This window comes from Brachybacterium sp. EE-P12 (assembly GCF_003711805.1).
Classification (GTDB): domain Bacteria; phylum Actinomycetota; class Actinomycetes; order Actinomycetales; family Dermabacteraceae; genus Brachybacterium.
Window position 1 is genome coordinate 1 of sequence record NZ_QXCP01000001.1, and the last position, 25,351, is coordinate 25,351.

A 25,351-nucleotide genomic window follows, 5' to 3' on the forward strand; every position below is an offset into this window, starting at 1 on the left:
TCAACCACCTAGTCAAAACAGCCTGACCAAACCAACCGACTGACTCCAACCAGCTTGACAGTCAACGGGGACGAGCGCCAGTTCTCTCGCCTCGAGGCGACGACCGGGCTGATCACCCGCCTCGCTGACCAGGGGATCCCCGTCGCGGCTCCCGTTCCCGCACGCGACGGTGCCGTGCGCGTGGCCACGGACGGCCTGATCGGCCCGCTGTCGGTCGCGGTGCTCCCCGAGATCGACGGCACCTGGCTGGACGTGACCGACCTCGAGGCGGTGCGTACCGTGGGCGTCTGCCTCGCCCGGATGCACGAGGTCCTCGGAGGGCTCGAACTCCCCACGCTCGAGGGGCAGCCGCCGCGCCCACCGCGCGAGCGGGTGCGCGCCTGGCTCGAGGACCACGACCACGGCCGCGCCCCGTCGGCCTCGGCCCGGCTCGCCGCAATGCTCGAGGACCTGCCTGACCTCGTCGACACCCCGCAGCTCCTCCATGGCGACGTGCGCGCCGCGAACCTCCTGATGCGGGGCGGGCAGGTCGCGGCGGTGCTGGACCTCGACGAGGTCCGCGTCGACCATCGCATCGTGGAGCTCGCGCAGTCGAGCGTGCTGCTCGGGACCCTGTTCCGCGACTGGCGTCCGACGCCCGTCCCCGCCCGACGTGCGCTGCGCGAGGGCTACAGGCGGCTGCGTACCCTCGACGCCCGGGAGCACGCCTGGCTCGAGGCGCTCACCCTCTGGATCGGCCTCGCGTCGGTCCCCGCGGGGGACGCGGCGCAACCCTGGATCGCCGCGGTCGAGGACTCGCCGTTCGGCTGAGCTCGGCGCCGGCCCTCACAAGCCCGGGCCGACGCCGGGTCAGAGCGTCGCCACCGAGCCCCCGTCGACCCGGTAGTTCGAGCCGACCACGAACGAGGCCCGGTCCGAGCACAGGAAGGCGATCACCGCGGCGACCTCCTCGGGTTCGCCGCGCCGCTCGAGCTCGAGGTGCGGTCGCTCCTGCTCGAGGAAGGAGCCGATCGCCTCGTCCCGGTCCACGCCGAGCTGCGTGGCGCGCCTGTCCATCATCGCGTCGGTCATCGGCGTGCGGATGAACGCCGGGGAGACGGCGTTGACCAGCAGGCCGTCACGGGCGTAGGTGCGCGAGAGGCCCTTGGACAGGGCGAGCAGCCCGGCCTTGGAGGCGCAGTAGGGCAGCTCGTCGTCGTAGGGCTGCACGGCATCCTCGGAGGTGAGGAACACCAGACGGCCCCAGCCGCCGCGCCGCAGCGCCGGCAGGAACTGCCGGGTGATGCGCACGGCGCCGAGCAGGTCCGTGGTGAGCGTGTCCACCCAGCCCTCGTCGTCGATCTCGTGGAACAGCCCCTGCGCGCCGGTGACCCCGGCGGCGTGGACCAGGATGTCGATGTCGCCGACCGCCTCCTGGACCGCCGCGCCGAGCGCCTCGATCTCGTCGAGACGGGTCACGTCGGCGGCATGGTGCAGCACCCGCCCCTCGGCCACGTCGAGGGCGTCCGCGGCGCGGGCGAGCTCGTCGGGGTCGCGGTCGGTGAGGAACACCGTCGCCCCTTCGTGCAGCAGCTCCTGCGCGGTGTGCCAGCCGATGCCCGAGTCCCCTCCGGTGATCAGCGCTGTCTTCCCGGTGATGCGCAGGTCCATGTCAGCCGATGCTCCCTCGCAGCAGGTCCCGGTCGGTGATCCCGTCGGCGATGACGGTGCGGGCGGCGTCCCGCGCGCCGTCGATCTGCCACATGAGCACCCCGACGGGCCGACCCTGGTCGTCGAGGTAGTGGACGACGCTGCGCTGGGTGTCGTGGTGGACCTCGAGCATCTCGAGGGAGGGGTCGAGGGTGCCGACGGCCTCCCAGCGCACGCCGTAGACCATCGAGTAGAAGTACGGGGTGTGGTCGTAGGGGGCGTCGGAGCCGGCCATCGCCCGCCCGGCGGCGGCACCGGATTCGCGTGCGTGGTCGACGTGCTCGATGCGGGTGCGGCCGAGGATCGCGTCGGGGTATTCGATGATGTCGCCGGCCGCCCAGATCGCGGGGTCCGAGGTGCGCAGGTGCTCGTCGACCACGACGCCCTCGGCGACCTCGAGCCCTGCCTGTCGGGCGAGGTCGAGGCGGGGTTCGGCGCCCAGGCCGATCACCACGACGTCGCCGCCGACGGCGGTGCCGTCATCGAGGGTGACGCCGACGTCCGCGTCGTCCTGCACGGTGACCTTCTCGGCGCGGCGGCCCGGCAGCAGCTCGACGCCGTGGTCGGTGAACAGCTTCTGGTAGCGCTGGGCGATGCTCGGCGGGAACTGGGAGGCGCCGAGCACGTCGTCGGGGAACACGAGGGTGACGTGGGCGCCGTTCTGCGACAGCGCCGCGGCGATCTCGGCGCCGATGTATCCGCCGCCGACCACCACGGCGCGTGTCCCGTCGGTCACCAGATGCCGCAGCGTGCGGTAGTCCGCGAAGCTGCGGAAGTGGATGATGCGCTCGTCCTCGGGGCCTTCGAGGCGACGCGGCTCGGAGCCGGTGGCCAGCAGCAGCATGCCGTAGCCGATGCGCTCCCCGCCCTCGAGCTCGACCTGCTTCGCCTCGCGGTCGATCGCGGTGACGCGCGTGCGCACACGCAGCTCGGCGCCGGTGTCCTCGACCGTGTTCAGCGGGACGGCGTCCTCGCCGAAGTCGGGATCGACCCACAGCTTCTTGGTCAGGGCGGGGCGGGTGTAGGGGGCGTCCTCGTCGGAGCTGAGGATGCCGATGCTGCCCTCGGCTCCGTGCTCGCGCAGAGCGCGGGCGGCGTCGTCGGCGACCTGGCCGCCCCCGATGATCAGTTGGTCGTACGAGGTCATCTCGGAGATCTCCTTCGTCACGGCGTCGGGATATCCCGAGTAGACCCGCTGAGACGGAGGACGTCGAGCCCTGGGCGGAGGATCGACCGTTCGGTTCCTCGCCGAGGCGGGCAGTGCGGGGGTCGGCGACGCCACCGCGTCGGCCACCCGACGTGGCCGGACACACGTCGCCCGTCCCGTCCGACCGCCGTACCGTGTCAGGGGCACAAGAAGTGCCGCAGGCGCCTGAGCCTCCCTCCCCCTCCCCGGAGCCACCCAGCGATGAGCACGACCACGCAGCCGCCCGCCGCCCCCGCGACCACGCGTCGCCGGCCCGGGCTGAAGGCGCGGCATCTCCACTTCATCGCCCTGGGCTCCGCGATCGGGACGGGCCTGTTCTACGGCTCGGCCGGTGCGATCCAGGCCGCGGGCCCCTCGGTGCTGCTGGTGTACCTGCTGGGCGGCGCGGTCGTGTACTTCATGCTGCGAGCGCTCGGCGAGATGGCGGTGCGGATGCCGATCTCGGGCTCCTTCGCCGAGTACACCCGCCGCTTCCTGGGTCCCTGGGCCGGGTACATCACCGGGTGGATGTTCGCCTTCGAGATGCTGATCGTGTGCCTCGCGGACCTCACCGCGATCGCGATCTACATGCGCTTCTGGTTCCCGGACACCGCCCAGTGGGTCTGGGTCGCGCTCACGCTGCTGATCGTGGGCGCCGCGAACCTGGCCAGCGTGCGCTGGTTCGGCGAGCTCGAGTTCGCCTTCACGATCGTGAAGGTCGGCGCGGTGGTCGCGATGATCGCGGGCGGCGCGGCGATCCTCGCCTTCGGCCTCGGCGACGCCGGGACGCCGACGGGCCCGGCGAACCTCACGGCCGACGGCGGCTTCTTCGCGAACGGGCCCGGCGGGATGATCAGCGCCTTCATCCTGGTGCTCTTCGCCTTCGGCGGCACCGAGATCATCGGCGTGGCCGGCACCGAGGCGGAGGATCCCGGCAGGGCGATCCCGAAGGCCGTGAACACGGTCCCGGTGCGGATCCTGCTGTTCTACGTCCTCGCGATCGGGGTGATCCTGCTGCTGACCCCGTGGCGGCAGATCACCGGCGAGGAGTCCCCCTTCGTGCAGATCTTCGACACGCTCGGCGTGAGCTGGGCAGCCGCGGCGCTGAACATCGTGGTGATCACGGCGGCGCTCTCGGCGATCAACGCGGACCTCTTCGGCGCGGGCCGCGTCGTCGCAGGCATGGCCCGGCAGCGCCTGGCCCCGGCGGCCCTGTCCCGCACGATCCGCGGGGTGCCGGTGATGACGACGCTCGCGATGCTGGGCGTGCTCGTCGTGGGCGTGGCTCTGAACTGGGCGCTGCCGGACGAGGTGTTCACGATCGTCGCGTCGCTCGCGACCTTCGCGACCGTGTTCGTGTGGCTGATGATCCTGCTCGCCCAGGTCGCCTCCCGTCGCGGGATGAGCCGCGCCGAGCGCGAGGCGCTCGAGTTCCCGGTCCCGCTGTGGCCCTACGGGCAGGTGTTCGCGATCGTGTTCATCCTGTTCACGCTCGGGATCATGGTGTGGGAGAGCGAGTACCACATGGCCCTCGCCGTCGGCGCGGGGTTCACGGCGCTGATGTCGGCGCTGTATCTCGCGACGGTGCGGCGGCGGGCGCTCGCGGGCTGAACCGCCGCCCGGCGGCATGAGCCGGGCTCAGCCGGCGCAGAGGTCCGTGTCCGCCGTCCGTGCCGTGGACGACGATGCCGGGGACGCACCGGCGGCGCTCGAGTCCCGGCTCCCGGTGCCGTCCTCGCTCGCGGGAGAGTCCGACGCGTCGGCCCTGCCCGCTTCCGGAGCGCTGTCCTGTTCGGAGGACCCGTCAGACTCCGCAGCTCCGTCCGGAGCCGAGTTCCCCTTCGACCCCGCGCCCCTGCCCTGCTCCGGGTTCTCCCCCGGCTCCGGGCTCTCCGCCTGCGGGAGGGCCGGCTCGTCGGCCGCGAGCGCGGCGAAGAGCGGGGCGGCGTCCGCGGAGGGCACCACGCGGTTGTGGTCCGTGGGGGCGGGCTCCCACGGCATGGTCACGAAGGTGATGTGACCGGGGTCGACGCGGGAGGCCCGCGTCCCGAGACCGGCGAGGTCCGCGGCCCTGCCGAGCCCCGGGTCCACGGTGAGGGCGGAGGAGGTCGCGTCGAGGAAGGCGTAGAGCCGGTCGGGGCGGGAGAGGATGCGCGAGCTGGTGGCCTCCTGCACCACCGCGGACATCACCATCTGCTGGTGGCCGAGGCGGGCGATGTCGCTGCCGTCCCCGACCGCGTGGCGCGTGCGGGCGAGCGCGAGGGCGTCCTTCCCGTCCACCATCTGCGCGCCGCCTGGGAGGTCGAGATCCGCGGAGGGGTCCTCGAGCGGTTCGGGGAGGCACACCGGCACCCCGTCCAGCGCGTCGACGATGGCGATGAAGCCCTCGAAGTCGAGCTCCATGAAGTGGCCGATCTGCACCCCGGTCAGCTCCTCGACCGCCGCGACCGAGCAGGCCGGACCTGCGTTGAGGGCGGAGTTGAGCATCCCGCGACCGCCCTTCGAGGCGCCGCTTCCGGTGTCAGGACAGGCGGGGAGGTCCATGAGGGTGTCGCGCGGCAGCTGGACGGCGTCGATGCGGTTGTCGTCGGCGGAGAGGTGCACCAGCACCATCGCGTCGCTGCGCCGGGAGCCGTCGCCCTCGCCGTAGGACGCGTCCTCGAGATCGCGGCTGTCCGAGCCGATCAGCAGCACGTTCATGGCGCCCCCGCTCTCGTGCGGGGCGGGGGTCTCGCCCGTGTGCAGCGGGGCGGTGCTGAGGTTCCCCTCCAGGTGGGTCACGGTGCCCAGGAGCCCTCCGGCCACGATCAGGGTCGCTGTGATCGCGGAGGCCGCGAGACCGACGGCGATCCTCCGACGCCTGCGCACCGGAGCCTCGCGGCGGCGGTGTGCGGGTCCACGGACTCTCGGGGGATGCTCCATCGGTATGCCGTCCTCCCGCTGTGCGCTCGCCTCGTGCCTGGTCCGCAGGCCAGGTCACCACGGCAGGCCCCCTCACCGCCAATAGTTGCCGCGACCGGATCCATGCGGGCGGTGCATGCCGGGCCCGGCCGCGCAGGTCACGCGGGGTCGGCGGACTGCATGAGCGTGAGGAAACCCTGGAGGGCCGGGTTCGGCAGCGCGTCGCGGCGATGGACGATGCCGATCGCGCGCCGCACGGGGGCGGGCAGCGGAACCACCCGGCCGCCGTAGGCGGGGGCGGTGCGGGCGAGGGCGGCGGGGACGATGGTGAGCCCCTGCACCGCGACCGCGAACGGGACGAGGCTGTCGCGCTGGGTGGTGGTGATCCGGTGTGCCGGCGAGGCGTCGAGCCCGCGCAGGGCCTCGTCGGCGAGCTGTCGCATCGACGTGCCCCGCGGGAGGCTGACGACGGTGCGCTCACGGATGTCAGCTCTGGTCAGCGGGGCGTCCGCCGCATCGGGGCGCGCACTCGCGGGCAGCACGGCCGCGAACTCCTGCGCGGGCAGCGGGATCGCTGCGAGATCCGCCGGCACGCGGTCGATGACGCCGACGGCCGCGTCGAGGCGCCCCACACGGACCGCCTCGACCAGCTCCTCGGCGTCCTCGACGGTGGAGACCTCGATGCGCACCCCGGGATGCGCGAGGTGGAAGCGGCCCAGATGGGCGGGCAGCTCAGTCGCGACCAGCGAGGGCAGCCCGCCCACGCGCAGCGACCCCGAGGTCAGCGCCCGGGAGGCGCCGACCAGGGCCTGGATCGACCCCATCTCCGAAAGGGCTCGACGCCCCGCCGCGACCACTCCGCGGCCCGTCTCGGTCAGCTCCATCCGTCGGCCGACGGGGACGAGCAGCCGGGCGCCGAGCGTCCCCTCGAGCGAGCGGATGCGGCGAGAGAGGGAGGGCTGGGAGATCCGCAGGACGTCGGCCGCAGCGGTGTGGGAGCCGTGGTCGGTCACAGCGATGAGCGCCTCGAGCTGGGCGAGGCTCGGCCCGTCGGCCGTGGTCGACTCCCGCTCAGGGCTCTGCTGGCTCATCTCGCTGCGCCTCCTGCACCCGGCCCCCTGCCGCGGTCGCAGGCCGAGGATACCGACGCCGCGGCTCGCCGCGCCGTCTCCGCACCGGCACAATGACGGCAGACACCGTCGCCACCGCCGGGAGGCCCCCATGTCCGAGATCGTCATCGTCGCCGCGGCCCGCACCCCGCAGGGCCGCCTCCAGGGGGCGCTCGCCTCGTTCTCCGCCCCGCAGCTGGGCTCCTTCGCGATCCGGGGGGCGCTCGAGCGCGGCGGCGTGGACCCCGCGGCGGTGGACGCCGTGATCATGGGGCAGGTGCTGCCGGCGGGCTCCGGGCAGAACCCCGCCCGGCAGGCCGCGCTCGGGGCCGGGATCGGCTGGGCCACCCCCGCGCACAGCGTGAACAAGGTGTGCCTCTCGGGCCTGACCGCCGTGATCGACGCAGCGCGGATGATCGCCTCCGGGGACGCGGAGGTCGTGGTCGCCGGCGGCATGGAGTCCATGTCCCAGGCCCCTCACCTGCTGATGGGCACCCGCGCCGGCTGGAAGTACGGGGCCGTCGAGGCGCTGGACCACATGGCGCACGACGGGCTCACCGACGCCTACGACCAGGTGAGCATGGGCGAGTCCACCGAGCGGCACAACCCCCGCTTCGAGGTCACCCGCGAGGACCAGGACCGCGTCGCGGCCCTGTCCCATCAGCGCGCCGCCGCGGCGGCCGAGCTGCTCGCCGAGGAGATCGTGCCGGTCGCGGTGCCGCAGCGGCGCGGCGAGCCGATCCAGGTCACGGCCGACGAGGGCATCCGCCCCGAGACGACCGAGGAGAGCCTCGCCCGCCTGCGCCCGGCCTTCGCCGAGGGCGGCACGATCACGGCCGGGAACTCCTCGCAGATCTCCGACGGCGCGGCCGCGCTGGTGCTCACCACCTCCGCCCGCGCCGATGCCGAGGGATGGCGGGTCTTCGCCCGCCTCGGCGCGAACGGGCAGACCGCCGGGCCGGACAGCTCCCTGCAGGCGCAGCCCGCCGACGCAATCGCGCGGGCGCTCGAGAAGCAGGGGATCACCGCCGCGGATCTCGATCTCGTCGAGATCAACGAGGCCTTCGGCGCTGTCGTCGCGCACTCCCAGCGCGCCCTCGGCGTGGACGAGGAGATCGTCAACATGCACGGCGGCGGGATCGCGCTCGGCCACCCGATCGGCGCCTCCGGGGCCCGGCTCGTCGTGCACATGGCCCATGAACTGGCCCGACGCGGCACCGGAACCGCCGCGGTGGGCCTGTGCGGCGGGGGCGGCCAGGGCGAGGCGCTCGTGCTGCGGCGATGATCCCGCCGATGCACCCCGACCAGCTCGTGCTCTCGCAGGAGCTCGCCGCGCAGCTGGTCGCACGCCTGCTGCCCGGTGCGGACCCGGCGACCGTCCGGATCCTGCCCAGCTCGGCGACGACGAGCACCGTGGTGCGGATCGGCGAGGACCTCGCGGCGCGCTTCCCGCTGGAGCCGTCGGACCCGGACGCCGCTCGCACGGCCCTCGAGGCCGAGCACGAGGCGATGGGCGAGTTCGCGGCCGTCTGCCCGCTGCCCTGCCCGGAGCCGGTCGCGCTCGGGACGCCCTCGGCCGAGTTCCCGATGCCCTGGTCCGTGCAGACCTGGGTCCCCGGCGAGGTCGCGGACCCGCAGGCGATCGCCGGCTCCGATGCCGCGGCCGACGACCTCGCCGCCCTACTCCTCGCGCTGCGCGCCGCCCCCACCCGGGGACGGCGCTTCCGGGGCCCGGGTCGCGGCGGCGAGCTCACCGCGCACGAGGACTGGGTGCGCGAGTGCCTCGAACGCTCCCGCGACCTGCTGCCCGTCGGCTCCCTCACTGCACGCTGGGAGCGCTGGAACACCCTCGCACGACGCGATCCCGACGTGATGAGCCACCGCGACCTCATCCCCGCGAACCTCCTCACCGCGGACGGCCGCCTGGTCGGCGTGCTCGACTCCGGCGGGTACGGGCCCGCCGATCCGGCGCTCGACCTCGTCGCCGCCTGGCACCTGCTGGACGCGGAGCGTCGCGAGCGACTGCGGGAGCGCTTGGGCTGCTCGGACCTCGAGTGGGAGCGCGGAGCGGCCTGGGCGTTCGTGCAGGCCATCGGGCTCGTCTGGTACTACGTGGACTCGAACCCGACGATGGCCGCGCTCGGCCGCTCAACCTGTCAGCGGCTGCTCGAGGACCCGTCGGCCGGTCCGCCCTGATCGAGCACGAGCTGGAGGAAGGCGAGATCGAGCCAGCGCCCGAACTTCGTGCCCACCTGGGGCAGCACCCCCACGCGGGTGAAGCCGAAGCGCTCGTGCAGGCGCACCGACCCCTCGTTGTCCGCGTCGATCCCGGCGACCATCACGTGGATGCCCTGCGCGCGGGCGCGCTCGAACAGAGCGGTGAGCAGCGTCGATCCGGTGCCCCGGCCGCGCAGTCCCTCGCGCACGTACAGCGAGTGCTCGACGGTGTGGCGATAGCCGTCGTGCGGACGCCACGGCCCGTAGGTCGCATAGCCGAGCACGGTCCCGTCGTCCTCGAGAGCGACCAGCACGGGGAAGCCGCCGCCCTGCCGCTCGGCGAGCCAGGTCGCGCGGTCGTCGGCGTCGACGAGGCGCTCGTTCCAGATCGCCGTGGTGTGCACGACGGCGTGGTTGTAGATCGCGGCGATGCCCTCCGCATGGTCGGCGGTCGCGTCGAGGATCTGCATGGGGCCCTCCCAGGGCATGGGGAACCCGCAGAGCATAGTCGTCCTCGCTCCGACTCCACGGACGTACCGCTCCTCCACGGACGACGCCCCTGAGGTCCCGCCGGGCCGCGGTTCATCGACCTGGAGACCTTCTGCCGCGGGCCGGTCGAGTTCGGCCTCTCCCACGCCCCCGCCGAGGTGCGGGAGCGCGTCGGAGGCTGAGGCGCTCAGCGCCGGGCGGCGACCGTCTCGGTGCGCAGGTCCAGGCGGCGCAGCAGCTGCGCGTTCAGCGCGACCACGACGGTCGAGGCGCTCATCAGCAGCGCGCCGACGCTCATCGGCATGACGAACCCGATCGGGGCGAGCACCCCGGCCGCGAGCGGGACGGAGATCAGGTTGTACCCGGCCGCCCACCAGAGGTTCTGTCGCATCTTGCGGTAGGCAGCGCGGGACAGCTCGATCACGGACAGCACGGCGCGCGGGTCCGAGGAGGCGAGCACCACCCCGGCGGAGCCGATCGCGACGTCGGTGCCGGCGCCGATCGCGAGGCCGACGTCGGCTCGGGCGAGGGCGGGCGCGTCGTTGACACCGTCGCCGACCATCGCGACCCGTCGGCCCTCCTGCTGCAGCGCGGCGACGCGATCCGCCTTGTCCTCGGGGCGCACCTCGGCGAAGATCCGGTCGATGCCGAGCTCGGCGCCGACGTGCTCGGCGACGTTCTGCGCATCGCCGGTGATCATGACGACCTGGATGTCGCGGGCGTGGAGCGCGTCGATCGCCTCGCGGGACTCCTCCCGCACCGCGTCGGCCAGCTTCAGCACGCCGACGGGCTCGCCGTCGCGCAGCACGTGCAGCACGATCGCGCCCTCCTCGCGCCAGGCAGGGGATTCCTGCAGCTCGGCGGCGCCGGTCTCCTCGAGCAGGCGCGGCCCGCCGACGCGGATCTCGCGGCCCTCCACCTGGGCGCTCACGCCGAGCGCGGGGGCGGAGGCGACCTCGGAGGCGTCGGGGACGGCGACCCCGTCGGCCGCGGCGCGCTCGCGGATCGCGCCGGCGAGTGGGTGCTCGCTCTCGGACTCGGCGGCGGCCGCGAGGCCCAGCAGCGTCTGCTGGTCGAGCCCGCTCCCCGGGGCGACGGCGATCTCGGAGAGCTCGGGCTCACCGCGGGTGAGGGTGCCGGTCTTGTCGAACAGCACGGTGTCCACGGTGCGCATGCCCTCGAGCGCGAGCCGGTCGGTCACGAGCACGCCGGCGCGGGCCGCCCGCTCGGTCGCGAGCGAGACGACCAGCGGGATCGCGAGGCCCAGGGCGTGGGGGCAGGCGATGACCAGCACGGTGACTGTGCGGATGACGGCGTCATCGGGCAAGCCCAGCAGCGTCCACACGAGGGCGGTGATGACGGCCGCGCCGAGCGCGAACCAGAACAGCCAGGCGGCGGCGCGGTCCGCGATCCGCTGGGCGCGGGAGGAGGAGCTCTGCGCCTCGGAGACCAGGCGCTGGATGCCGGCGAGCGCGGTGCCCTCGCCGGTCTCGGTGACCTCGATGCGCAGGTTCGAGTCGGTCGCGACGGTGCCGGCGACCACGCGGTCCCCGGCGGTGCGCGGGGCGGCCCGGGACTCGCCGGTGATCATCGACTCGTCGACGTCGGCGCGCCCCTCGACGACGGTGCCGTCGGCCGGGATCGAGGCGCCGGGGCGGACCAGCACGAGATCGCCGGTGCGCAGGTCGGAGGGGGCGACGGTGACGATCTCGTCGCCCTCGATCCGCTCGGCCTCATCGGGCAGGAGCGCGGCGAGGGAGTCCAGCGCCGAGGAGGTCTGCGCGAGGGAGCGCATCTCGATCCAGTGCCCGAGCAGCATGATCACGATCAGCAGCGCGAGCTCCCACCAGAACTCGAGCGAGTGGTGGAGCAGGCCGAGCGTCGCACCCCAGGAGGCGAGGAAGGCGACGGTGATGCCGAGGCTGATCAGCAGCATCATCCCGGGGGCGCGGGAGCGGAGCTCGGAGAGGCCGCCGGTGAGGAACGGCCGTCCGCCCCACACGTACATGACGGTGCCGAGCAGCGGCGCGACCCAGGCGAGGCCCGGCACGTCCGGGATCTCGTAGCCGATCAGGTGCGCGAACATCGGCGAGAGGCCGACGACCGGCACCGCGACCACCAGCATGATCCAGAACAGCCGACGGAACTGCGCGACGTGGTCCCCGTGCCCGCCGTGGCCATGATGGCTTCCGTGCCCGGCGTGCATGTCGTGCCCGCCGTGGTCCCCGTGGTCATGGCCGTCGTGGGCGTCGCCGGGAGCGGCGTGGGAGGGGTGGGGCTTCGGTGCGTCGTGGTGCGGGCTCATGCCGACACCGTATACCCCCTAGGGGTATAACAGAAGGGGTGGCGCCGGAGGCGGCGTCATGCTCCGCCAGCCCCTCCCATTCATCGCCGCCAAGCGATATGATCGCCGCATGGCGATGCCGATGGAATCCGCTCCCCCGCTCTTCGACGTGGACGAGTCCCAGGCCGCGCTCTTCCACGCCCTGTCCGAGCCGACCCGTCTCACGCTCCTGCAGCATCTCTCCACCGGGGAGCACCGGGTGCGAGACCTCGTGGACCACCTGCACCTGGCCCAGTCCACGGTGAGCAAGCACCTGGCCTGCCTGCGCGACTGCGGGCTGATCAGCTGCCGCAGCGAGGGCCGCGCCTCATGGTTCTCCCTGACGGACCCGCAGCAGCTCCGCGAGCTGCTCGCCCTCGCCGCCGCACTGCTCTCCGGCGCGGGCGCGGCACCGACGGTGCACGAGCACCTCCACGACCCGCGCGTCGGCGGCGGCCCGGACGACGGGGGCGATGCCTCATGACCGCCTCGCACACCCACGAGCACGGCCACAGCCACGCCTCACCGGGCACCGCCCGCACCCGCCTCGCGATCGCCTTCGGGCTGACGGCCCTGATCGTCGTGGCTCAGGCGGTGGGCAGCGTGCTCACCGGCAGCCTCGCCCTGCTCACCGACACCGCGCACGCCCTCGTGGACGCCTCCGGCCTGCTCGTCGCCCTCATCGCGGCGACGATGCTGCTGCGTCCCGCGAGCCCCACCCGCACCTGGGGCTTCGCCCGGATCGAGGTGCTCGCGGCGCTGGCCCAGGCGACGCTGCTGATCGTCGTCGGCACCTACACCGCGATCGAGGGCGTCCGCCGTCTCGCGTCCCCGCCCGAGATCGCCTCGACGGAACTGCTCGTCTTCGGCGTGATCGGGCTGGCGGCGAACCTCGTGGCGATCCTGGTGCTCGCCGGCGGCCGGGACGCGAACCTGAACATGAAGGCCGCCTTCCTCGAGGTCGCCAACGACGCACTCGGCTCGCTCGGGGTGATCGTCGCGGCGCTGGTCATCCGCTTCACCGGCTTCCAGCAGGCCGACGCGCTCGCCGGCCTGTTCATCGCGGCGCTCATCGTGCCGCGGGCGGTCCGAATCCTGCGCGACACCCTGCGGATCCTCATGGAGTACACCCCCGAGGGCGTGGACCTCGACGAGGTGCGCGAGCACCTGCTGGCCCTCGAGCACGTCCAGGACGTCCACGACCTGCACGCCTCCTCCGTCGGCAGCAGCCTGCCGATCCTGTCCGCGCACGTGGTGGTGGCCGAGGAGTGTTTCGGCTCCGCGCATGCGATGGAGATCCTCGAGGAGGTGCACGAGTGCGTGCGCTCCCACTTCCCCGTCGCCTTCGAGCACGCCACGATCCAGATGGAGAGCCCCGCCGTGCAGGCGCGCGAGGCGGCGCGCACGCTGCACGCGTGAGTCAGGCGGGCCGCGGCAGCGCCCAGCAGCTCGCGGTGGAACTCGGCGAGCGCGCGCGGATCGCGGGCGTCGATCGCGGTGCAGCTGAGCTCGGGGTACGCCATCGTGGCCTCCTGGTCGGTCCCGTCATGGCAGACCGGCCCCGGTCCGTCCGCCAGAGGTCCGGGCGACGCGGGGCCCGACGGATCAGACCCCGGGTGGACCCGCTCCATCCCGTGGGATGATCCGGTGCGACGCACCGATTCCTACGCTGGGGTCAGCGACCTGGAGCACCAGGTCCGCACGCACCTCAGGGAGGGATCCTCCGTGGCCACCTACGGAACCACCATCAACCACGGCACGGGCAAGGGCACGGCGAGCCTGCTGCTGGGCATCTGCTCGCTGCTGGCGGGGTGGACGCTGATCGCGCCGATCCTCGGCCTGGTCCTCGGGGCCATGTCCCGCAGCGACGAGCCGTTCGCCCGAGGCCGTGCGGGCTGGGGCATCGTGCTGAACCTGCTGGCGATGCTGGGCTGGATCCTCGCAGGCATCCTCCTGCTCGCCGCCGGGGCCGGCTGGGCGATCGGGGAGGTGAACCTCGGCGCCCTGTTCGGGCGCTGAGCGATGTCCTCCCCGCTGCGGGGCCTCGAGAAGGGGTTCACGCTCGGCCCCCGGTGTCGTCGGCTGCTGCAGCCGCCTCGCTGACCGGTGGCGATAATCTGCGCAGCGTGCCGCGTCGAGCAAGGGTCCACGTCGCCGCCGCGGCGATCGACAGCGCAGGCACGAGCAGGAGGCCCCGGGCGCCGACGGCACCGACCAGCTGGCCGGCGCCGGCATTGCCCAGCGCCGTGGCGACCAGCCCGGATGCCACGATCACGGTGTAGGCACGACCCACCGCGCCCTCGGGGACGACGACGTCCAGCAGGGAGGAGGTGAGCACGGCGACAGGTGCCGCCAGCGCTCCGGCGACGAACATCGCGGCCAGGAGGAGTGCCGGCTGACCGGTCGAGAGGAACACACCGAGCGCCGCGAGGACGGCCATGGCCTGGACAGCGGGGAGCCGGCTTCGACGGCTCCCGGGCCAGGCGACAGCCCCGTAGACCAGCGCACCGCTCACCTCGCCGATGGCGAGCACGGTCAGCGCGATCCCGGCGAGCACCGGACGAGAGGTCTCCGTCGCCAGGGCGGAGATCGCCAGGACCGTCACGCCCAGCGCAGCACCGTGGAGGAACGTCAGGACCATCAGCGTCAGGAAGCCCCGTCCCCGAAGCGCTCCCTGAGCTCCCCGACGCCGCGGACGTCGCCTCCTCGGCGGCGGAACCCCGTCGTCGGCCCTCGCGAGGAGCACGGTCGCGGCCAGCACCAGCAGTCCCGCCGCCGAGATGGCCAGCGACGGCTCGTGCACGATCAGGGCAAGGGACACCGCTGCAGGGCCGATCGTCACGCCCGCCTGGAAGAGCGCGGCGAGCAAGGCATACGCCGCGCCCTGGAGCACCTCTCCCGAGAGCGCGCGCCCCAGCCAGGCCCGGACCGCCGCCGTCACCGCAGGGATGGTCACGCCGGACGACGCCGCAGCCAGCGCGGTCAGTGCGAGCGGGGCACCGAGCTGCCCGCTCAGGAGGAGGCAGAACAGCATCGCCGTGCAGAGCAGCCCCGAGGTCACGATGGTCCGACGCGCGCCGAACCGGTCGATGGCCGCTCCCTGGAGCGCGAGGCCCAGGGCGTTCCCTCCGCTGAAGAGCCCGCTGATCACGCCGGCGGCCCCGAAGGATCCGGTCCACTCCCGGACCGAGAGCACGATGGCCAGGGACAGCATCCCCAGGGGCATCGCGCTCATCAGCACCGCGAGGAGGCGAGGGATGAGACCCGGTGTCGACAGGATGGTGGCATAGGGGCGCGGCATGACAGCCTCCTCGGAGGATGCCCACCCGCCCGGGAGCCGAACTCCCTCGTGTGACGAGGCACCGGTCGGTCCTCGCGATGCGATGCACGCTACCCCTCCGGGCCCTCCTCGTCGACGACCTCCGCGCAGCGGGAGCGTCAGCTCGGGGCCGGTCGCCGAGACCTGGTCGGCGATGGCACGGTGGAACCGGCCCTCACCGCGGCCTCGCGCAGGTCCTCATCGCGCGGCCACGGTCTGCACCTGCTCGTCTGCCGTCGGCCGACGCACACCGGTCGCGGGCGACAGCACCACCGCCACCAGCACCACCGCCAGCGGGACCACGAGCGCGCCGCGCAGCCCGATCTCCTCGCCGAGGAACCCGAGCGTCGGCGGGCCGACGAGGAAGGCGAGATAGCCGATCACCGAGGCGAGCGCGACGCGCGCGGCAGGGCTCGGGCCGGAGTCCCCGGCGGCGGAGAGCGCGAGCGGGAAGCCGAGCGAGGCGCCGAGCCCCCACAGCACGACCGCGGCGACGGCCACGACCTGGCTGTCCACATACGCGATGAGCGCGAGACCGCTCGCGGCGAACAGGGCGCTGACCAGGAGCACGCGGGAGCGGCCCGCGCGCTCCACGATCGGTCCGCCGGCGAAGCGGCCGACGGTCATCGAGGCTGCGAACAGCGCGAACACGGTCGAGCCCATGGTGGCGCCGAAGCCGTGCCCGTCGACCATGATCAGCGGCAGCCAGTCGTTGGCGGCGCCCTCGGCGAGCGCCATCGCGAGCACGACCCCGCCGATGCACACGAGCCTCACGTCCTTCCACAGCGCCGGGCGGGGCGTCGCGGCCTGCGCCGCGCGCTCCGCGGCGGTGACCTTCCCGACCCCGGAGGGGACCGCGCGCATCGCCCACAGCAGCAGCCCGGCGCCGACGGCGGCGGTGGCGACGAGATGAGGCACCACCGGGAAGCCGGCCGCGTTGGCGAGGATGCCGAGCACCGCCCCGATCACGGTGCCGAGGCTGAAGCAGCCGTGGAGGGCGGGGAGGAAGGAGCGCCCGCCGAGGCGCTCGACGTCGGCCCCCTCGACGTTCATGGCGACCTCGCCGCCGCCCATCCCGCCGCCGAACAGCGCGAGCCCGACGGCGGTGAGCAGGGGCAGCCCGGCCCCGGCGCCGAGCGCGATCGTGGGCAGGGCGACGACGACGAGGGTCGAGCCGAGGATCACGACGGGACGGGTGCCGAGCCGCATCACGAGCGGTCCGGAGGAGAGGATCCCGGCCATCGAGCCGACGGAGAGCCCGAACAGCACCAGCCCCATCTGTGCGGTGGAGGCCTCGAGCAGGTCGCGCACGGCGGGGGTGCGCGTGACCCACGCGGACATGCTCAGGCCCGGCAGCAGGAACAGGGCGTAGAGCGCCCAGCGTCGGCGGCGCAGGCTGGGCAGAACGGGAGAGCGCGACGACATGAGGACGATCGTACGCACCGAGTGGGGATGGTGGACAGCCCGGCCCGGGCCAGAGAGCATGAGCGGCGTCATAGCGGGACGGGGCCCGCCTCCGCTCCCCCGATCGGCGGACCCCGCTCCGGCGAGACGGGGGATCCGCCGCTGCCCCGCCTGCGCGGATGCTCGACGTCATGGCACTGATCGAGATCGAGGGACTGACCAAGCGCTACGGACACCGCACCGTGGTGGACGACGTGAGCTTCACCGTCGAGCGAGGCGAGATCCTCGGCATCCTGGGCCCGAACGGGGCGGGCAAGACCACGACGGTCGAGATGATCGAGGGGCTGCGCCGGCCCGATGCGGGGCGGATCTCCGTCGCAGGCCTGGATCCGCACCTCGACGAGGCCGCGCTGCGGCTCGTGCTCGGGGCCCAGCTCCAGCAGAGCGCGCTGCCGGAGCGGATCACGGTGGGCGAGGCGATGGCGCTGTTCGCGTCCTTCTACCCCTCGCCCGTCGACTGGCGCGAGCTGCTGGAGGCGCTCGACCTCGGCGGGACCGTCGGCCGACAGTTCCGCCGCCTCTCGGGCGGGCAGAAGCAGCGGGTCTCCGTCGCGCTCGCGCTCGTCGGCGCCCCGCAGGTGGCGGTGCTCGACGAGGTCACCACGGGCCTGGATCCGCAGGCCCGGCGCGACGCCTGGGCGGTGATCGGGTCGATCCGCGACCGCGGGGTCACGATCCTGCTGGTCACGCACTTCATGGAGGAGGCCGAGCGGCTCGGCGACCGGCTCGCCGTGATCGATGCGGGGCGGCTCGTCGCCCTGGACACCCCCGCCGGCCTGATCGACGCGGTCGATGCGGCCCAGCACCTCCGCCTCCGCCTCTCCGCTCCGCTGCCCGACTCCGTGCTCACCGCCCTCCCGCAGGTCACCGCCGTGGAGCGCGAGGGCGAGCTGCTGCGGGTCTCCGGCACCGGCGACGTGCTCACCGCCGTGGTCACGGCCCTCGCCGCCGAGGGCGTCGCCCCGCTGGACCTGCGCACCGAGCGCGCCAGCCTCGACGACGCCTTCCTCGCCCTCACCGGCCGCCCGCTCACCTCCTGAGGAGACCTCATGACCGCCACCGCCGTCCCGTCCTCCCTCCCGGCGCTGCCGCGCCTGACGCTCATCGAGACCCGGCTGTTCCTCCGCGACCCCGCGGCGATCATCTTCGGCCCGCTGCTCGCCCCGGTGCTCATGCTCATCCTCGGGTTCGTCCCCCTCTTCCGCGAAGTCCGATCCGGCGCTCGGCGGGCAGCGGGTGGTGGACCTGTTCGCTCCGATCCTGGTAGGGGTGGGGGTGGCGAGCCTGGCCCTGACGGTGCTGCCTCAGCTGCTGGCCTCCTACCGTCAGCAGGGGATCCTGCGCCGTCTGCGCACCACGCCGATGCGCCCGGTGGTGCTGCTGCTCGCGCAGCTGGTGATGTGCACGGGCCTGGCCGCCGCCTCGGCCGCCCTCGTGCTCGCGATCGCGCGGATCCCCCACGGCGTGGCCCTGCCCCAGAACCTCCTCGCCTACGCGTTCTCGTTCCTGTGCACGTCGGTGGCGATGATGGGCCTGGGGGTGCTGATCGGGGCGCTGTCCCCGAACGGCCCGGCCGCGAGCGGCGTCGGGATGCTGGCCTACTTCCCGCTGCTGTTCCTGGGCGGGCTGTGGCTGCCGCGGGAGGCGATGCCGGAGGTGCTGCGCACCCTCAGCGACCTCTCCCCGCTCGGCGCGGGCGTGGCCTCCCTGCAGCACGCCGCGGTCGGCGACTGGCCGGAGCCGGGGCACCTGGCCGTGATGGCGCTGTGGAGCGCTGTGACGATCGCGGCGGCCTCCCGCTTCTTCCGGTGGGACTGATCCCGTGGGCGTCGTGCGACGAGCCTCCCTCGCATCGACTATGCACGGTAGTAATGGATAGGGCATAGTGGGGCCATGCCGCAGATCTCTCGATGGCCCCGACGCCTCGGGGAATCACTCCGCCTCTCCGCCGCCGCGCTGCGCGCCTGGGGGCCCCGGCAGGTGCTGACCGCCGTGGTCGCCGGGACCGCCGTCACCGTGGTGATGGGTCTGGCCACGGTGCTGATCCCGAACTCGCTCTTCTCCCGCGACATCCCCACCGTCCCCTGGAACTACCCGGTGTGGATCCTCAGCTCCGCGCTGATGGGCCTGCTCATCGCCACCTACGTGACCCCTGCGGAGGATCGGGCCGCACGGGAGGACAGTCCGGTCGAGGTCGGCGAGCGCCGTGACGCACGGACCGGCACCGCCGCCGGGGTGCTGGCCTGGTTCGCCGTCGGCTGCCCGGTGTGCAACAAGCTCGCGCTGCTCGCCCTCGGGTACGGAGGGGCGCTGACCTGGTTCGCCCCGGCGCAGCCCTTCCTGGCCGCGCTCGCCCTGGCACTCGCGCTGGTCGCGGTGATCTCCCGCCTGCGGGGCCAGGTCGCCTGCCCGCTGCCCGCCGCGGCCAGGGCCCGCCGGGTGACTGCGCTGTGAGCGGCACCGAGGGCTCCCGCCCCTTCGAGCAGCTGCGCCTGGGGCCGCTGGAGCAGCAGGTGATGGAGCAGCTGTGGGCCCATGACGAGCGGACGATCCGCGAGCTGATCACCGGCCTGGGTGATCATCATGCCTACACCACCATCGCCACGGTGCTCACGAACCTCGAGCGCAAGGACCTGGTGACCGCGAGGCGAGCTGGTCGTTCCGTGCGCTATCGGCCGCGCCATCCGCGCCCCGAGCACGCGGCCCGGCTGATGGAGCAGGCGCTGTCGAGCAGCGATGATCGCAGCGCCTCGATCCTCCACTTCGTGCGAGGCATGGACGAGCGCGAGACGGCGCTGCTGCGCCGATACCTCGAGGACATGGACGGCGGCGGCGCCCCTGACCGCACGACGGGAGCATCGTGAGCGTCGACCTCTTCGCCCTGTTCGCCCTCGCGCTGGTCGCCCTCGCGCTGGCCGGCCCCCAGCTGGTGCGCTGGAGCACCCCGGTGCTGATGCGCGCGCCGCGTCTGGCCTCCGCACTGCTGCTGGGCACGCTGGCGGTGTGGTCCGTCGCGGCGGTGGTGCTCAGCGCGGCCCTGGCGGGCCTCGCGCAGGGGCCGCAGCTGTTCGCCGGCGCCGCCGCCGACGTCTGCCAGCGCTGCGTCGCCGCAGCGAGCCCCTTCTCCGCCGGCGGACCGGTCCAGCTGCCGGTGCCGATGGCCGTGCTGGTCATGCTCCCGCTGGCCGGGACGGTGCTGATGGGGGTCCTCGCCGCGCGGGCCCTGCTGCGCCGGGCGGCGTCGAGCCGGTCGATCCTGGCCCAGGTCCGCACGACGGGGCTGCGCACCGTCGTCGCCGGGCACCCGGTGCTGCTGGTCCCGGACCGGGCCCCGCTCGCGTTCGCGCTGCCGCGCCGCCATGGCGGCATCGTGCTCTCCCGCGGCCTGATGGACTCGCTGACCCCGCAGCAGCTCTCCGCCGTCCTCGCCCACGAGCAGGCGCATCTGTCCCAGCACCATCACGCGATGCTCGCCGTGCTGGGCGCGATGCCGGGTCCGCTGCGGATGATCCCGCTGTTCGACGCGGTCGCGACCACGGTGCCGCATCTGCTGGAGATCGCCGCGGACGACGCCTCGCGGCATCGCAGCGGCACGCCGGCCCTGGCCAGTGCGCTGCTGCGACTCGCCGAGGCCGGTGCCGCCCCGTCGGCGTCCCTCTCGGCGGCACCGGGCGCGCTGCTGCATGCGACCGGACCGGCCGGAAGCGGCCCGGACCGGATCGGGCACCTGGTCTCGCCCGCCGCCGCGCGCTCGGCGCTGATGCCGACGGCGGCCCTCGCCGGCCTGCTCGCCGTGCTGGGCGGCTCCGCGGTCGTCCTGGTCGCGCCGTACGCGGTGCTGCTGCTGAACGGGTGCGCCGTGCCGCTGTGAGCCTCCGGTCACCGGGCGCTCGACCGGTCATCCCCGCTGGCCGTACTCCTCGTCGAACTCGGTGGTGACCAGGAGATAGCGCTCCTCGACCCGTACGGCGGCGGCGGTGTCCGCGGAGAACAGCTGAGGCACGGCCAGCGGCCCCTCCTGGTCCACGTCGTAGGGCTGGACCATGATCCCGCGGTTCGTGTCCAGCACCACGAGCGTGCCCTCCTCGGGGCGGACGGCGTAGGCCAGCCGCTCCCCGGCGCAGAGCAGCTGCAGCGGCTCGGAGTCCTCGTGCGTCCACTTCTCGGTGCCGTCGTCCTCGAGCCCGCGCACGGTGGTGCCGGAGACCACGACCGTGGTCTCGAGGACGTGGTCGCGGGCGACGGCGCTCGCGTCGCGGGCGATCACCCGGCCGTCGGCGAGATCGACCACCGCGCCGCGGGAGTCCTCGCCCGCGACCACGGCGAAGGAGGTGGTCGGGTCGATGGTGCCGAGCAGCTGCGCCCGGGCGGGTTCGATGCCGGCGGGCAGCGGGATGCTCCAGAGCTCCTCGCCGTCGGCGCCGCTGGCCCGCAGCTCGTCGCCCGCGAGATGCACCACCGTGCCCAGATGCTCGCCGAGGATCCGGCCGCCGGCGAGATCCTCCTCCCGCAGCAGCGGCTCCCCGGTGGCGCCGGACAGCGCCGTGCGGGGGCCGCCCTCGCCCTCCGGCTCAGCGGCCGCGGCCGCGTGGACCAGGCCCGGTGCGGCCTGCGGACCAGGCGCCTCGATCGGCCCCCACAGCAGCTCGGCGGTGCGCAGGTCGTAGCCCGTCAGGGTCGTGGCGGGCGGCTCCTCCGCGGCGGCCTCGGCGAGGTCCGCGAGCACGGCCACCGGCGCATCCTCCGCCCCCCGGGTGAGCACGAATCCGGTGCAGCCGAGCGGACGGTCCGCCCGCCACAGCACGGTGCCGTCCTGGTCGACGGCGAGGAACCGCAGATGGGTCCCCTCCTCCCGATAGCCGAGGAAGATGCCGTCCAGCTGGCGCGGGACGGCAATCCACCCGGGATCGACGACGACCATCGGCGTCATCTCGAGCGGGAGCCGCAGCTCGGTGTACGCCACCACCTCGGCACGTTCGCCCACCTGGACGGGCTCGATCTGCTCGACCGGGGGCACGGACGGCGATGCATCGGCCCCGTCCTGCTCCGGGCCGCACGCGGCGAGGCCGAGCACCCCCAGGGGCAGGCCCGCCAGGACCGCGCGGCGCCTCATGGCCGCCGTCCCGGGGCGAGGGTGATCGGGGCGGAGGGCTCCTCCTCCCGCCGACGACGACGGTCCCGCCTCCACCACAGCAGGAGGGCCAGAAGGCCCAGGACGAGGATCGCGGCGACCTGCACGACGGGGTCGTTGAGCCCGGCGCTGCTCGCCTGCCAGCGGGCGAGGGTGCTGGTGGGGACGAGCGACGGCAGGGTCACCAGCCCGTTGGTGGCCCAGAACAGGATGCCGAGCGCGATGATCACGAGACCGGTGATGAAGGTCGTGGTGTGCAGGCGCCGTCCCAGCAGAGTGAACTGGCGCCCGCGCAGCCTGCTGCGTCCCCGGTCCCCGAGCCGGTTCCAGACCGCCGCGAGCACGGTCAGCGGCACCACCATGCCGGCGCCGTAGACGGCCAGCAGGATCCCGGCCAGGAGCATGCTCCCCTGCCCCATGGCCAGGGTGAGCACGGCGCCGAGGATGGGCCCGGCGCAGAACCCGGCGATGCCTCCGACCGCCCCGAGCACGAAGGTGCGGGCGAACCCGGAGCCGCGCGTGGAGCGCTGCTGGAGCCGGTCGAAGCCCGGGAGCAGCCTGCTGAGGTCGAAGCCGAGCCCCAGGGCGTGCAGCGCTCCGAGCAGCACCAGCACCGCGGAGGTGAGCCCGATCAGCAGGGTGCGATGCCCGACCACGAGCGCGCCGAGCGCGCCCGCGCCGATGCCGAGGGGGACCAGCGTCACCGCGAGGCCGAGGTAGAACACCAGCGCATGCGGGAGCAGCGCCGCCCTCGAGGTCACGGTGGAGGCGAAGAAGCCCGGCAGCAGGAGCGCCCCGCAGGGGCTGAGCAGAGCGAGCGCACCGCCGAGGAAGGCGGTGAGGAGTCCGACCTCCATCTCAGCCCTCGCTCTCGGCCAGGGCCTCGTCCACCAGCTGGGTGAACACCTCGGTGGGCTGCGCCCCGACGGTCGGGGTGCCGCCGACGATGAAGGCCGGGGTGGACATCGCGCCGAGATCGATCCCCTGCTGGGCGTTCTCGGAGATCGTGGCCTCGACCTCCTCGGAGTCCATGTCGGCCTCGAACTGCTCGGCGTCCAGCCCGAGCTCCTCGGCGAGCGCGACCAGGGACTCCTGGTCGAGCTCGCCGGAGGAGCGGATCTCGCCGTCCGCGAAGAGCCGTGCGTGGTATTCGGCGTGCTTCCCCTGCATCGCCGCCGCGAGGCTCGCGCGGGCGGCGCGCTCGGAGTCCTCGCCGTAGATGTTCACATCCCGGTACTCGACCCGCAGCTCCCCGCGGTCGACGTACTCCCGCAGCTCGGGAAGGGTCTCGTCGGACCATTTCGCGCAGTACGGGCACTGGTAGTCCGAGAACACCACCAGCACGACCGGGGCGGTGGCCGGCCCCTCGGCGAGCAGATCGTCGGGATCCCTGCCCTCCTCCGAGCTGAGGTCGGGAGCGGCGACCGACTCCGGGTTCTCGACCGCCGCCGGCGCCTCGGCGCTCGAGGAGCTGGACGCGCCGCCCTGCGCGGGGGGCTCCGACGGGCGCTGCTGCGTCCAGAGCACCCCGATGATCAGGGCGGCGGCGGCGATCACGATCCCGAGCGGGACAGCCCAGCGGCGCAGGACACCACCCGTCGCGGATGACGTCGTCTCGGGTCGGTGGGCGCGAGCCATGGTGCCTCCGGTCAGGTCGAGGGGAGCGGACGGTCGCCACTATCCCACATAGTTACTATGGACGATAGTAATGGCGGGGGTGATCCATGCCGCCCATCACAGGGCCTCGCGCCGCCTGCGCGCATACGCCCGGGAGGCGCGCACCCGGTCGCCGCAGCGCGTGGAGCACCAGTGGCGCCGGGCGTGGGTGCGCAGCAGGAACCGGTCGCACGGCGGCGCGGCGCAGCGCGCGACGGCGTCGGCACTCTCGCCCGTCAGCAGCGCGGCGGCATCCTCGGCGATCTGAGCCATGGCGTGCTCGACGAGCTTCGTCACCGGATGGGCCGGCACCCGGTGGAGCCCTCGGTCCCCGTCGTGCCGAAGCAGCAGCGCGCTCGGCACCCGGGTGAGGGCGCGGTTGACGCCGTCGAGCACCTCGGGGTCCGGCGCGAGCCCCTCGACCTGGGCGGAGAAGAGGGCGCGCAGCGTCCCGCGGAGCTCCGCGAGCCGGCCCTGGCAGTACTCCAGCAGCGCAGCCCCCGCGGGCGCCAGATCCTGCTCGACCAGCCAGAGGGTCGCCGCCTCGGGGCTGTCCAGCTCATCCACGACCCGCCCTCCGGGCAGCGTGACGCGCGTATTGAGCAGGGCGAGGCTGACGTGCTCGTCAGCACCGGGCGCCGGGGGCAGGGGGATCATCGACATTTTCTCACGGTAGCACCGACGCCCTCGCATGAGGTGACTGCTACGGTTGCTCATGTATACATGACATCTTTACCGTGAGAATCGAGTTGATCGTGCACCCCGTCGCTCCGTCCGGCAGCGCCCCCTTCGCCCTCTCCGTCCTGGACAACGCCCATACCGGCGTGGGGCAGACAGCGCAGGAGACCTTCGCCGAGATCATCGCCCTCGCCCAGCTCGCGGAGCGGCGGGGCTACCACCGGTTCTGGATGTCCGAGCATCACGCCATGCCCGCCGCGGCGACCTCCTCGCCCCAGATGATGCTGGCCCGCCTCACCGGCGAGACGGAGCGGATCCGTCTCGGTGCCGGCGGGGTGATGCTCCCCAACCACGTGCCCCTGCTGATCGCCGAGCAGTTCGGGATGCTCGAGACCCTCGCCCCCGGCCGCATCGACCTGGGTCTGGGTCGCGCCCCCGGCACGGATCACGCGACGGCCGCCGCCCTCCGCCGCGGACGCGAGGCGAACGACACCTTCCCGGAGCAGGTGCTCGAGCTCCTGGCCTTCCTGGAGGACGACTTCCCCGACGGCCATCCGTACCGCGGCGTGCACGCCGTCCCCGGGCCGTGGCAGGCCGAGGAGAACCAGGTGGCGCGCCCGGGCACGCCGGAGGCATGGATCCTCGGCTCCTCCCCCTTCTCCGCGCAGCTCGCCGGCCAGCTCGGCCGCCCCTACGCCTTCGCGCTGCAGTTCGGGGACGCGGACATCGTCACCGCCCTGAACCTGTACCGCGACAGCTTCCGCCCCTCGGAGACGCTTTCGGAGCCGCACACTCTGGTCAGCATCGGCGTGGTGGCCCATGACGACGCCTCCGAGGCGCGCCGCCAGGCGCACACCGCCGCCATGGCGATGCTGCGCATGCTCACTCGGAAGTCCTACAGGCTGCTCACCCCCGAGGAGTCCATGGCGTACTCCCCCACCGTGCAGGAGCAGCAGATCCTGGACATGTACCTCCGGCGCTTCGTCAACGGCACCGGCGAACAGGTCGCCGAGCATCTGGATCAGCTGCACGACGCCACGGGGGTCGACGAGATCATGCTGGTGACGATGGGCCACTCCCGCGAGGTCCAGTCCCGCACCCTGGAGCTGATCGCCGATCACTACGGGCTCCCCCGCCTCTGAGGTCGTCGTGCCCGATCCCGCCACGGCGCTGCGGGAGTGCCGAGAGG

General features: G+C 73.5%; 25 protein-coding genes. 13 read left to right on the forward strand and 12 right to left on the reverse strand.

Annotated features, from left to right (window positions below; genetic code table 11):
• Positions 1 to 54 precede the first annotated feature (54 nt).
• On the forward strand, positions 55 to 810 hold the full coding sequence (locus tag D1648_RS00005) for a phosphotransferase enzyme family protein (RefSeq protein ID WP_164518516.1): 756 nt from the start codon (positions 55 to 57) through the stop codon (positions 808 to 810).
• A 39-nt stretch (positions 811 to 849) separates the two neighbouring features.
• Here the strand turns inward: D1648_RS00005 and D1648_RS00010 are convergent, their stop codons facing one another.
• Together D1648_RS00010 and D1648_RS00015 are read right to left on the reverse strand one after the other, a co-directional pair.
• Entirely contained in the window at positions 850 to 1,650 is an 801-nt protein-coding gene (locus tag D1648_RS00010; RefSeq protein ID WP_122938773.1) for an SDR family NAD(P)-dependent oxidoreductase, read from the reverse strand.
• Between the two features lies 1 nt (position 1,651).
• On the reverse strand, positions 1,652 to 2,836 hold the full coding sequence (locus D1648_RS00015; RefSeq protein ID WP_122938953.1) for an NAD(P)/FAD-dependent oxidoreductase: 1,185 nt from the start codon (positions 2,834 to 2,836) through the stop codon (positions 1,652 to 1,654).
• Positions 2,837 to 3,097: 261 nt separating this feature from the next.
• Here D1648_RS00015 and D1648_RS00020 point away from each other — a divergent pair, with 261 nt between their 5' ends.
• Positions 3,098 to 4,486: an amino acid permease gene (locus tag D1648_RS00020; protein WP_122938774.1), complete on the forward strand. Its 1,389-nt coding sequence runs from the start codon at positions 3,098 to 3,100 to the stop codon at positions 4,484 to 4,486.
• Between the two features lie 27 nt (positions 4,487 to 4,513).
• On the opposite strand, the gene D1648_RS00025 is transcribed toward D1648_RS00020, so the two are convergent.
• Entirely contained in the window at positions 4,514 to 5,797 is a 1,284-nt protein-coding gene (locus D1648_RS00025; RefSeq protein ID WP_122938775.1) for an LCP family protein, read from the reverse strand.
• 137 nt (positions 5,798 to 5,934) lie between these two features.
• Positions 5,935 to 6,867, reverse strand: coding sequence for a LysR family transcriptional regulator (locus D1648_RS00030; RefSeq protein WP_122938776.1), 933 nt, complete (start codon positions 6,865 to 6,867; stop codon positions 5,935 to 5,937).
• 130 nt (positions 6,868 to 6,997) lie between these two features.
• Between D1648_RS00030 and D1648_RS00035 the strand changes: the two genes are divergently transcribed.
• Positions 6,998 to 8,170, forward strand: coding sequence for an acetyl-CoA C-acetyltransferase (locus D1648_RS00035; RefSeq protein ID WP_122938777.1), 1,173 nt, complete (start codon positions 6,998 to 7,000; stop codon positions 8,168 to 8,170).
• 8 nt (positions 8,171 to 8,178) lie between these two features.
• Positions 8,179 to 9,081, forward strand: coding sequence for a phosphotransferase (locus D1648_RS00040; protein WP_122938778.1), 903 nt, complete (start codon positions 8,179 to 8,181; stop codon positions 9,079 to 9,081).
• Here D1648_RS00040 and D1648_RS00045 read toward each other — a convergent pair.
• Both D1648_RS00045 and D1648_RS00055 read right to left on the reverse strand, forming a co-directional pair.
• Entirely contained in the window at positions 9,042 to 9,572 is a 531-nt protein-coding gene (locus D1648_RS00045; protein WP_122938954.1) for a GNAT family N-acetyltransferase, read from the reverse strand. The two genes, D1648_RS00040 and D1648_RS00045, sit on opposite strands and share 40 nt — an antisense overlap.
• Before the next feature lie 206 nt (positions 9,573 to 9,778).
• Entirely contained in the window at positions 9,779 to 11,896 is a 2,118-nt protein-coding gene (locus tag D1648_RS00055; RefSeq protein WP_370239725.1) for a heavy metal translocating P-type ATPase, read from the reverse strand.
• A 109-nt stretch (positions 11,897 to 12,005) separates the two neighbouring features.
• Here D1648_RS00055 and D1648_RS00060 point away from each other — a divergent pair, with 109 nt between their 5' ends.
• From D1648_RS00060 to D1648_RS00070, 3 genes are all read left to right on the forward strand, one after another.
• Complete coding sequence (locus D1648_RS00060) at positions 12,006 to 12,398, forward strand: metalloregulator ArsR/SmtB family transcription factor (RefSeq protein ID WP_122938779.1); 393 nt, start codon at positions 12,006 to 12,008, stop codon at positions 12,396 to 12,398.
• Positions 12,395 to 13,333 (forward strand): cation diffusion facilitator family transporter, encoded by a 939-nt coding sequence (locus D1648_RS00065; RefSeq protein ID WP_122938780.1) that lies wholly within the window; start codon positions 12,395 to 12,397, stop codon positions 13,331 to 13,333. The genes D1648_RS00060 and D1648_RS00065 overlap by 4 nt, the downstream gene beginning before the upstream one ends.
• Before the next feature lie 306 nt (positions 13,334 to 13,639).
• Positions 13,640 to 13,933, forward strand: a complete 294-nt coding sequence (locus D1648_RS00070) for a hypothetical protein (RefSeq protein ID WP_122938956.1) — start codon at positions 13,640 to 13,642, stop codon at positions 13,931 to 13,933.
• Between the two features lie 37 nt (positions 13,934 to 13,970).
• Here D1648_RS00070 and D1648_RS00075 read toward each other — a convergent pair whose 3' ends face one another.
• Together D1648_RS00075 and D1648_RS00080 are read right to left on the reverse strand one after the other, a co-directional pair.
• Positions 13,971 to 15,215, reverse strand: a complete 1,245-nt coding sequence (locus tag D1648_RS00075) for an MFS transporter (RefSeq protein ID WP_122938781.1) — start codon at positions 15,213 to 15,215, stop codon at positions 13,971 to 13,973.
• A 216-nt stretch (positions 15,216 to 15,431) separates the two neighbouring features.
• The gene (locus tag D1648_RS00080) at positions 15,432 to 16,658 is read right to left on the reverse strand and encodes an MFS transporter (protein WP_164518517.1); all 1,227 of its coding nucleotides are present in this window, start codon (positions 16,656 to 16,658) and stop codon (positions 15,432 to 15,434) included.
• A gap of 170 nt (positions 16,659 to 16,828) precedes the next feature.
• On the opposite strand from D1648_RS00080, the gene D1648_RS00085 reads away from it, so the two are divergent.
• The 5 genes from D1648_RS00085 to D1648_RS00105 all read left to right on the forward strand — a co-directional run bounded on the left by D1648_RS00085 (position 16,829) and on the right by D1648_RS00105 (position 20,568).
• Positions 16,829 to 17,737 (forward strand): ABC transporter ATP-binding protein, encoded by a 909-nt coding sequence (locus tag D1648_RS00085; RefSeq protein WP_122938958.1) that lies wholly within the window; start codon positions 16,829 to 16,831, stop codon positions 17,735 to 17,737.
• Positions 17,738 to 17,972: 235 nt separating this feature from the next.
• Positions 17,973 to 18,515: an ABC transporter permease gene (locus tag D1648_RS00090; protein WP_241155286.1), complete on the forward strand. Its 543-nt coding sequence runs from the start codon at positions 17,973 to 17,975 to the stop codon at positions 18,513 to 18,515.
• Between the two features lie 75 nt (positions 18,516 to 18,590).
• Positions 18,591 to 19,151, forward strand: coding sequence for a hypothetical protein (locus D1648_RS00095; protein ID WP_122938782.1), 561 nt, complete (start codon positions 18,591 to 18,593; stop codon positions 19,149 to 19,151).
• The gene (locus tag D1648_RS00100) at positions 19,148 to 19,561 is read left to right on the forward strand and encodes a BlaI/MecI/CopY family transcriptional regulator (RefSeq protein ID WP_241155287.1); all 414 of its coding nucleotides are present in this window, start codon (positions 19,148 to 19,150) and stop codon (positions 19,559 to 19,561) included. The genes D1648_RS00095 and D1648_RS00100 overlap by 4 nt, the downstream gene beginning before the upstream one ends.
• Entirely contained in the window at positions 19,558 to 20,568 is a 1,011-nt protein-coding gene (locus D1648_RS00105) for a M56 family metallopeptidase (protein ID WP_122938783.1), read from the forward strand. Before D1648_RS00100 ends, D1648_RS00105 begins: the two co-directional genes overlap by 4 nt.
• Positions 20,569 to 20,595: 27 nt before the next feature.
• On the opposite strand, the gene D1648_RS00110 is transcribed toward D1648_RS00105, so the two are convergent.
• From D1648_RS00110 to D1648_RS00125, 4 genes are all read right to left on the reverse strand, one after another.
• Positions 20,596 to 21,810 (reverse strand): PQQ-binding-like beta-propeller repeat protein, encoded by a 1,215-nt coding sequence (locus tag D1648_RS00110; RefSeq protein ID WP_122938784.1) that lies wholly within the window; start codon positions 21,808 to 21,810, stop codon positions 20,596 to 20,598.
• Positions 21,807 to 22,685, reverse strand: coding sequence for a cytochrome c biogenesis CcdA family protein (locus D1648_RS00115; protein WP_122938785.1), 879 nt, complete (start codon positions 22,683 to 22,685; stop codon positions 21,807 to 21,809). The genes D1648_RS00110 and D1648_RS00115 overlap by 4 nt, the downstream gene beginning before the upstream one ends.
• A gap of 1 nt (position 22,686) precedes the next feature.
• On the reverse strand, positions 22,687 to 23,466 hold the full coding sequence (locus D1648_RS00120) for a thioredoxin domain-containing protein (RefSeq protein ID WP_122938786.1): 780 nt from the start codon (positions 23,464 to 23,466) through the stop codon (positions 22,687 to 22,689).
• 96 nt (positions 23,467 to 23,562) lie between these two features.
• Positions 23,563 to 24,147 carry an ABATE domain-containing protein gene (locus D1648_RS00125; RefSeq protein ID WP_122938787.1) on the reverse strand — a complete coding sequence of 195 codons (585 nt, stop codon included), beginning with the start codon at positions 24,145 to 24,147 and terminating at the stop codon, positions 23,563 to 23,565.
• Between the two features lie 92 nt (positions 24,148 to 24,239).
• Here D1648_RS00125 and D1648_RS00130 point away from each other — a divergent pair, with 92 nt between their 5' ends.
• Positions 24,240 to 25,304 carry an LLM class flavin-dependent oxidoreductase gene (locus tag D1648_RS00130; RefSeq protein WP_122938960.1) on the forward strand — a complete coding sequence of 355 codons (1,065 nt, stop codon included), beginning with the start codon at positions 24,240 to 24,242 and terminating at the stop codon, positions 25,302 to 25,304.
• Positions 25,305 to 25,351 lie beyond the last annotated feature (47 nt).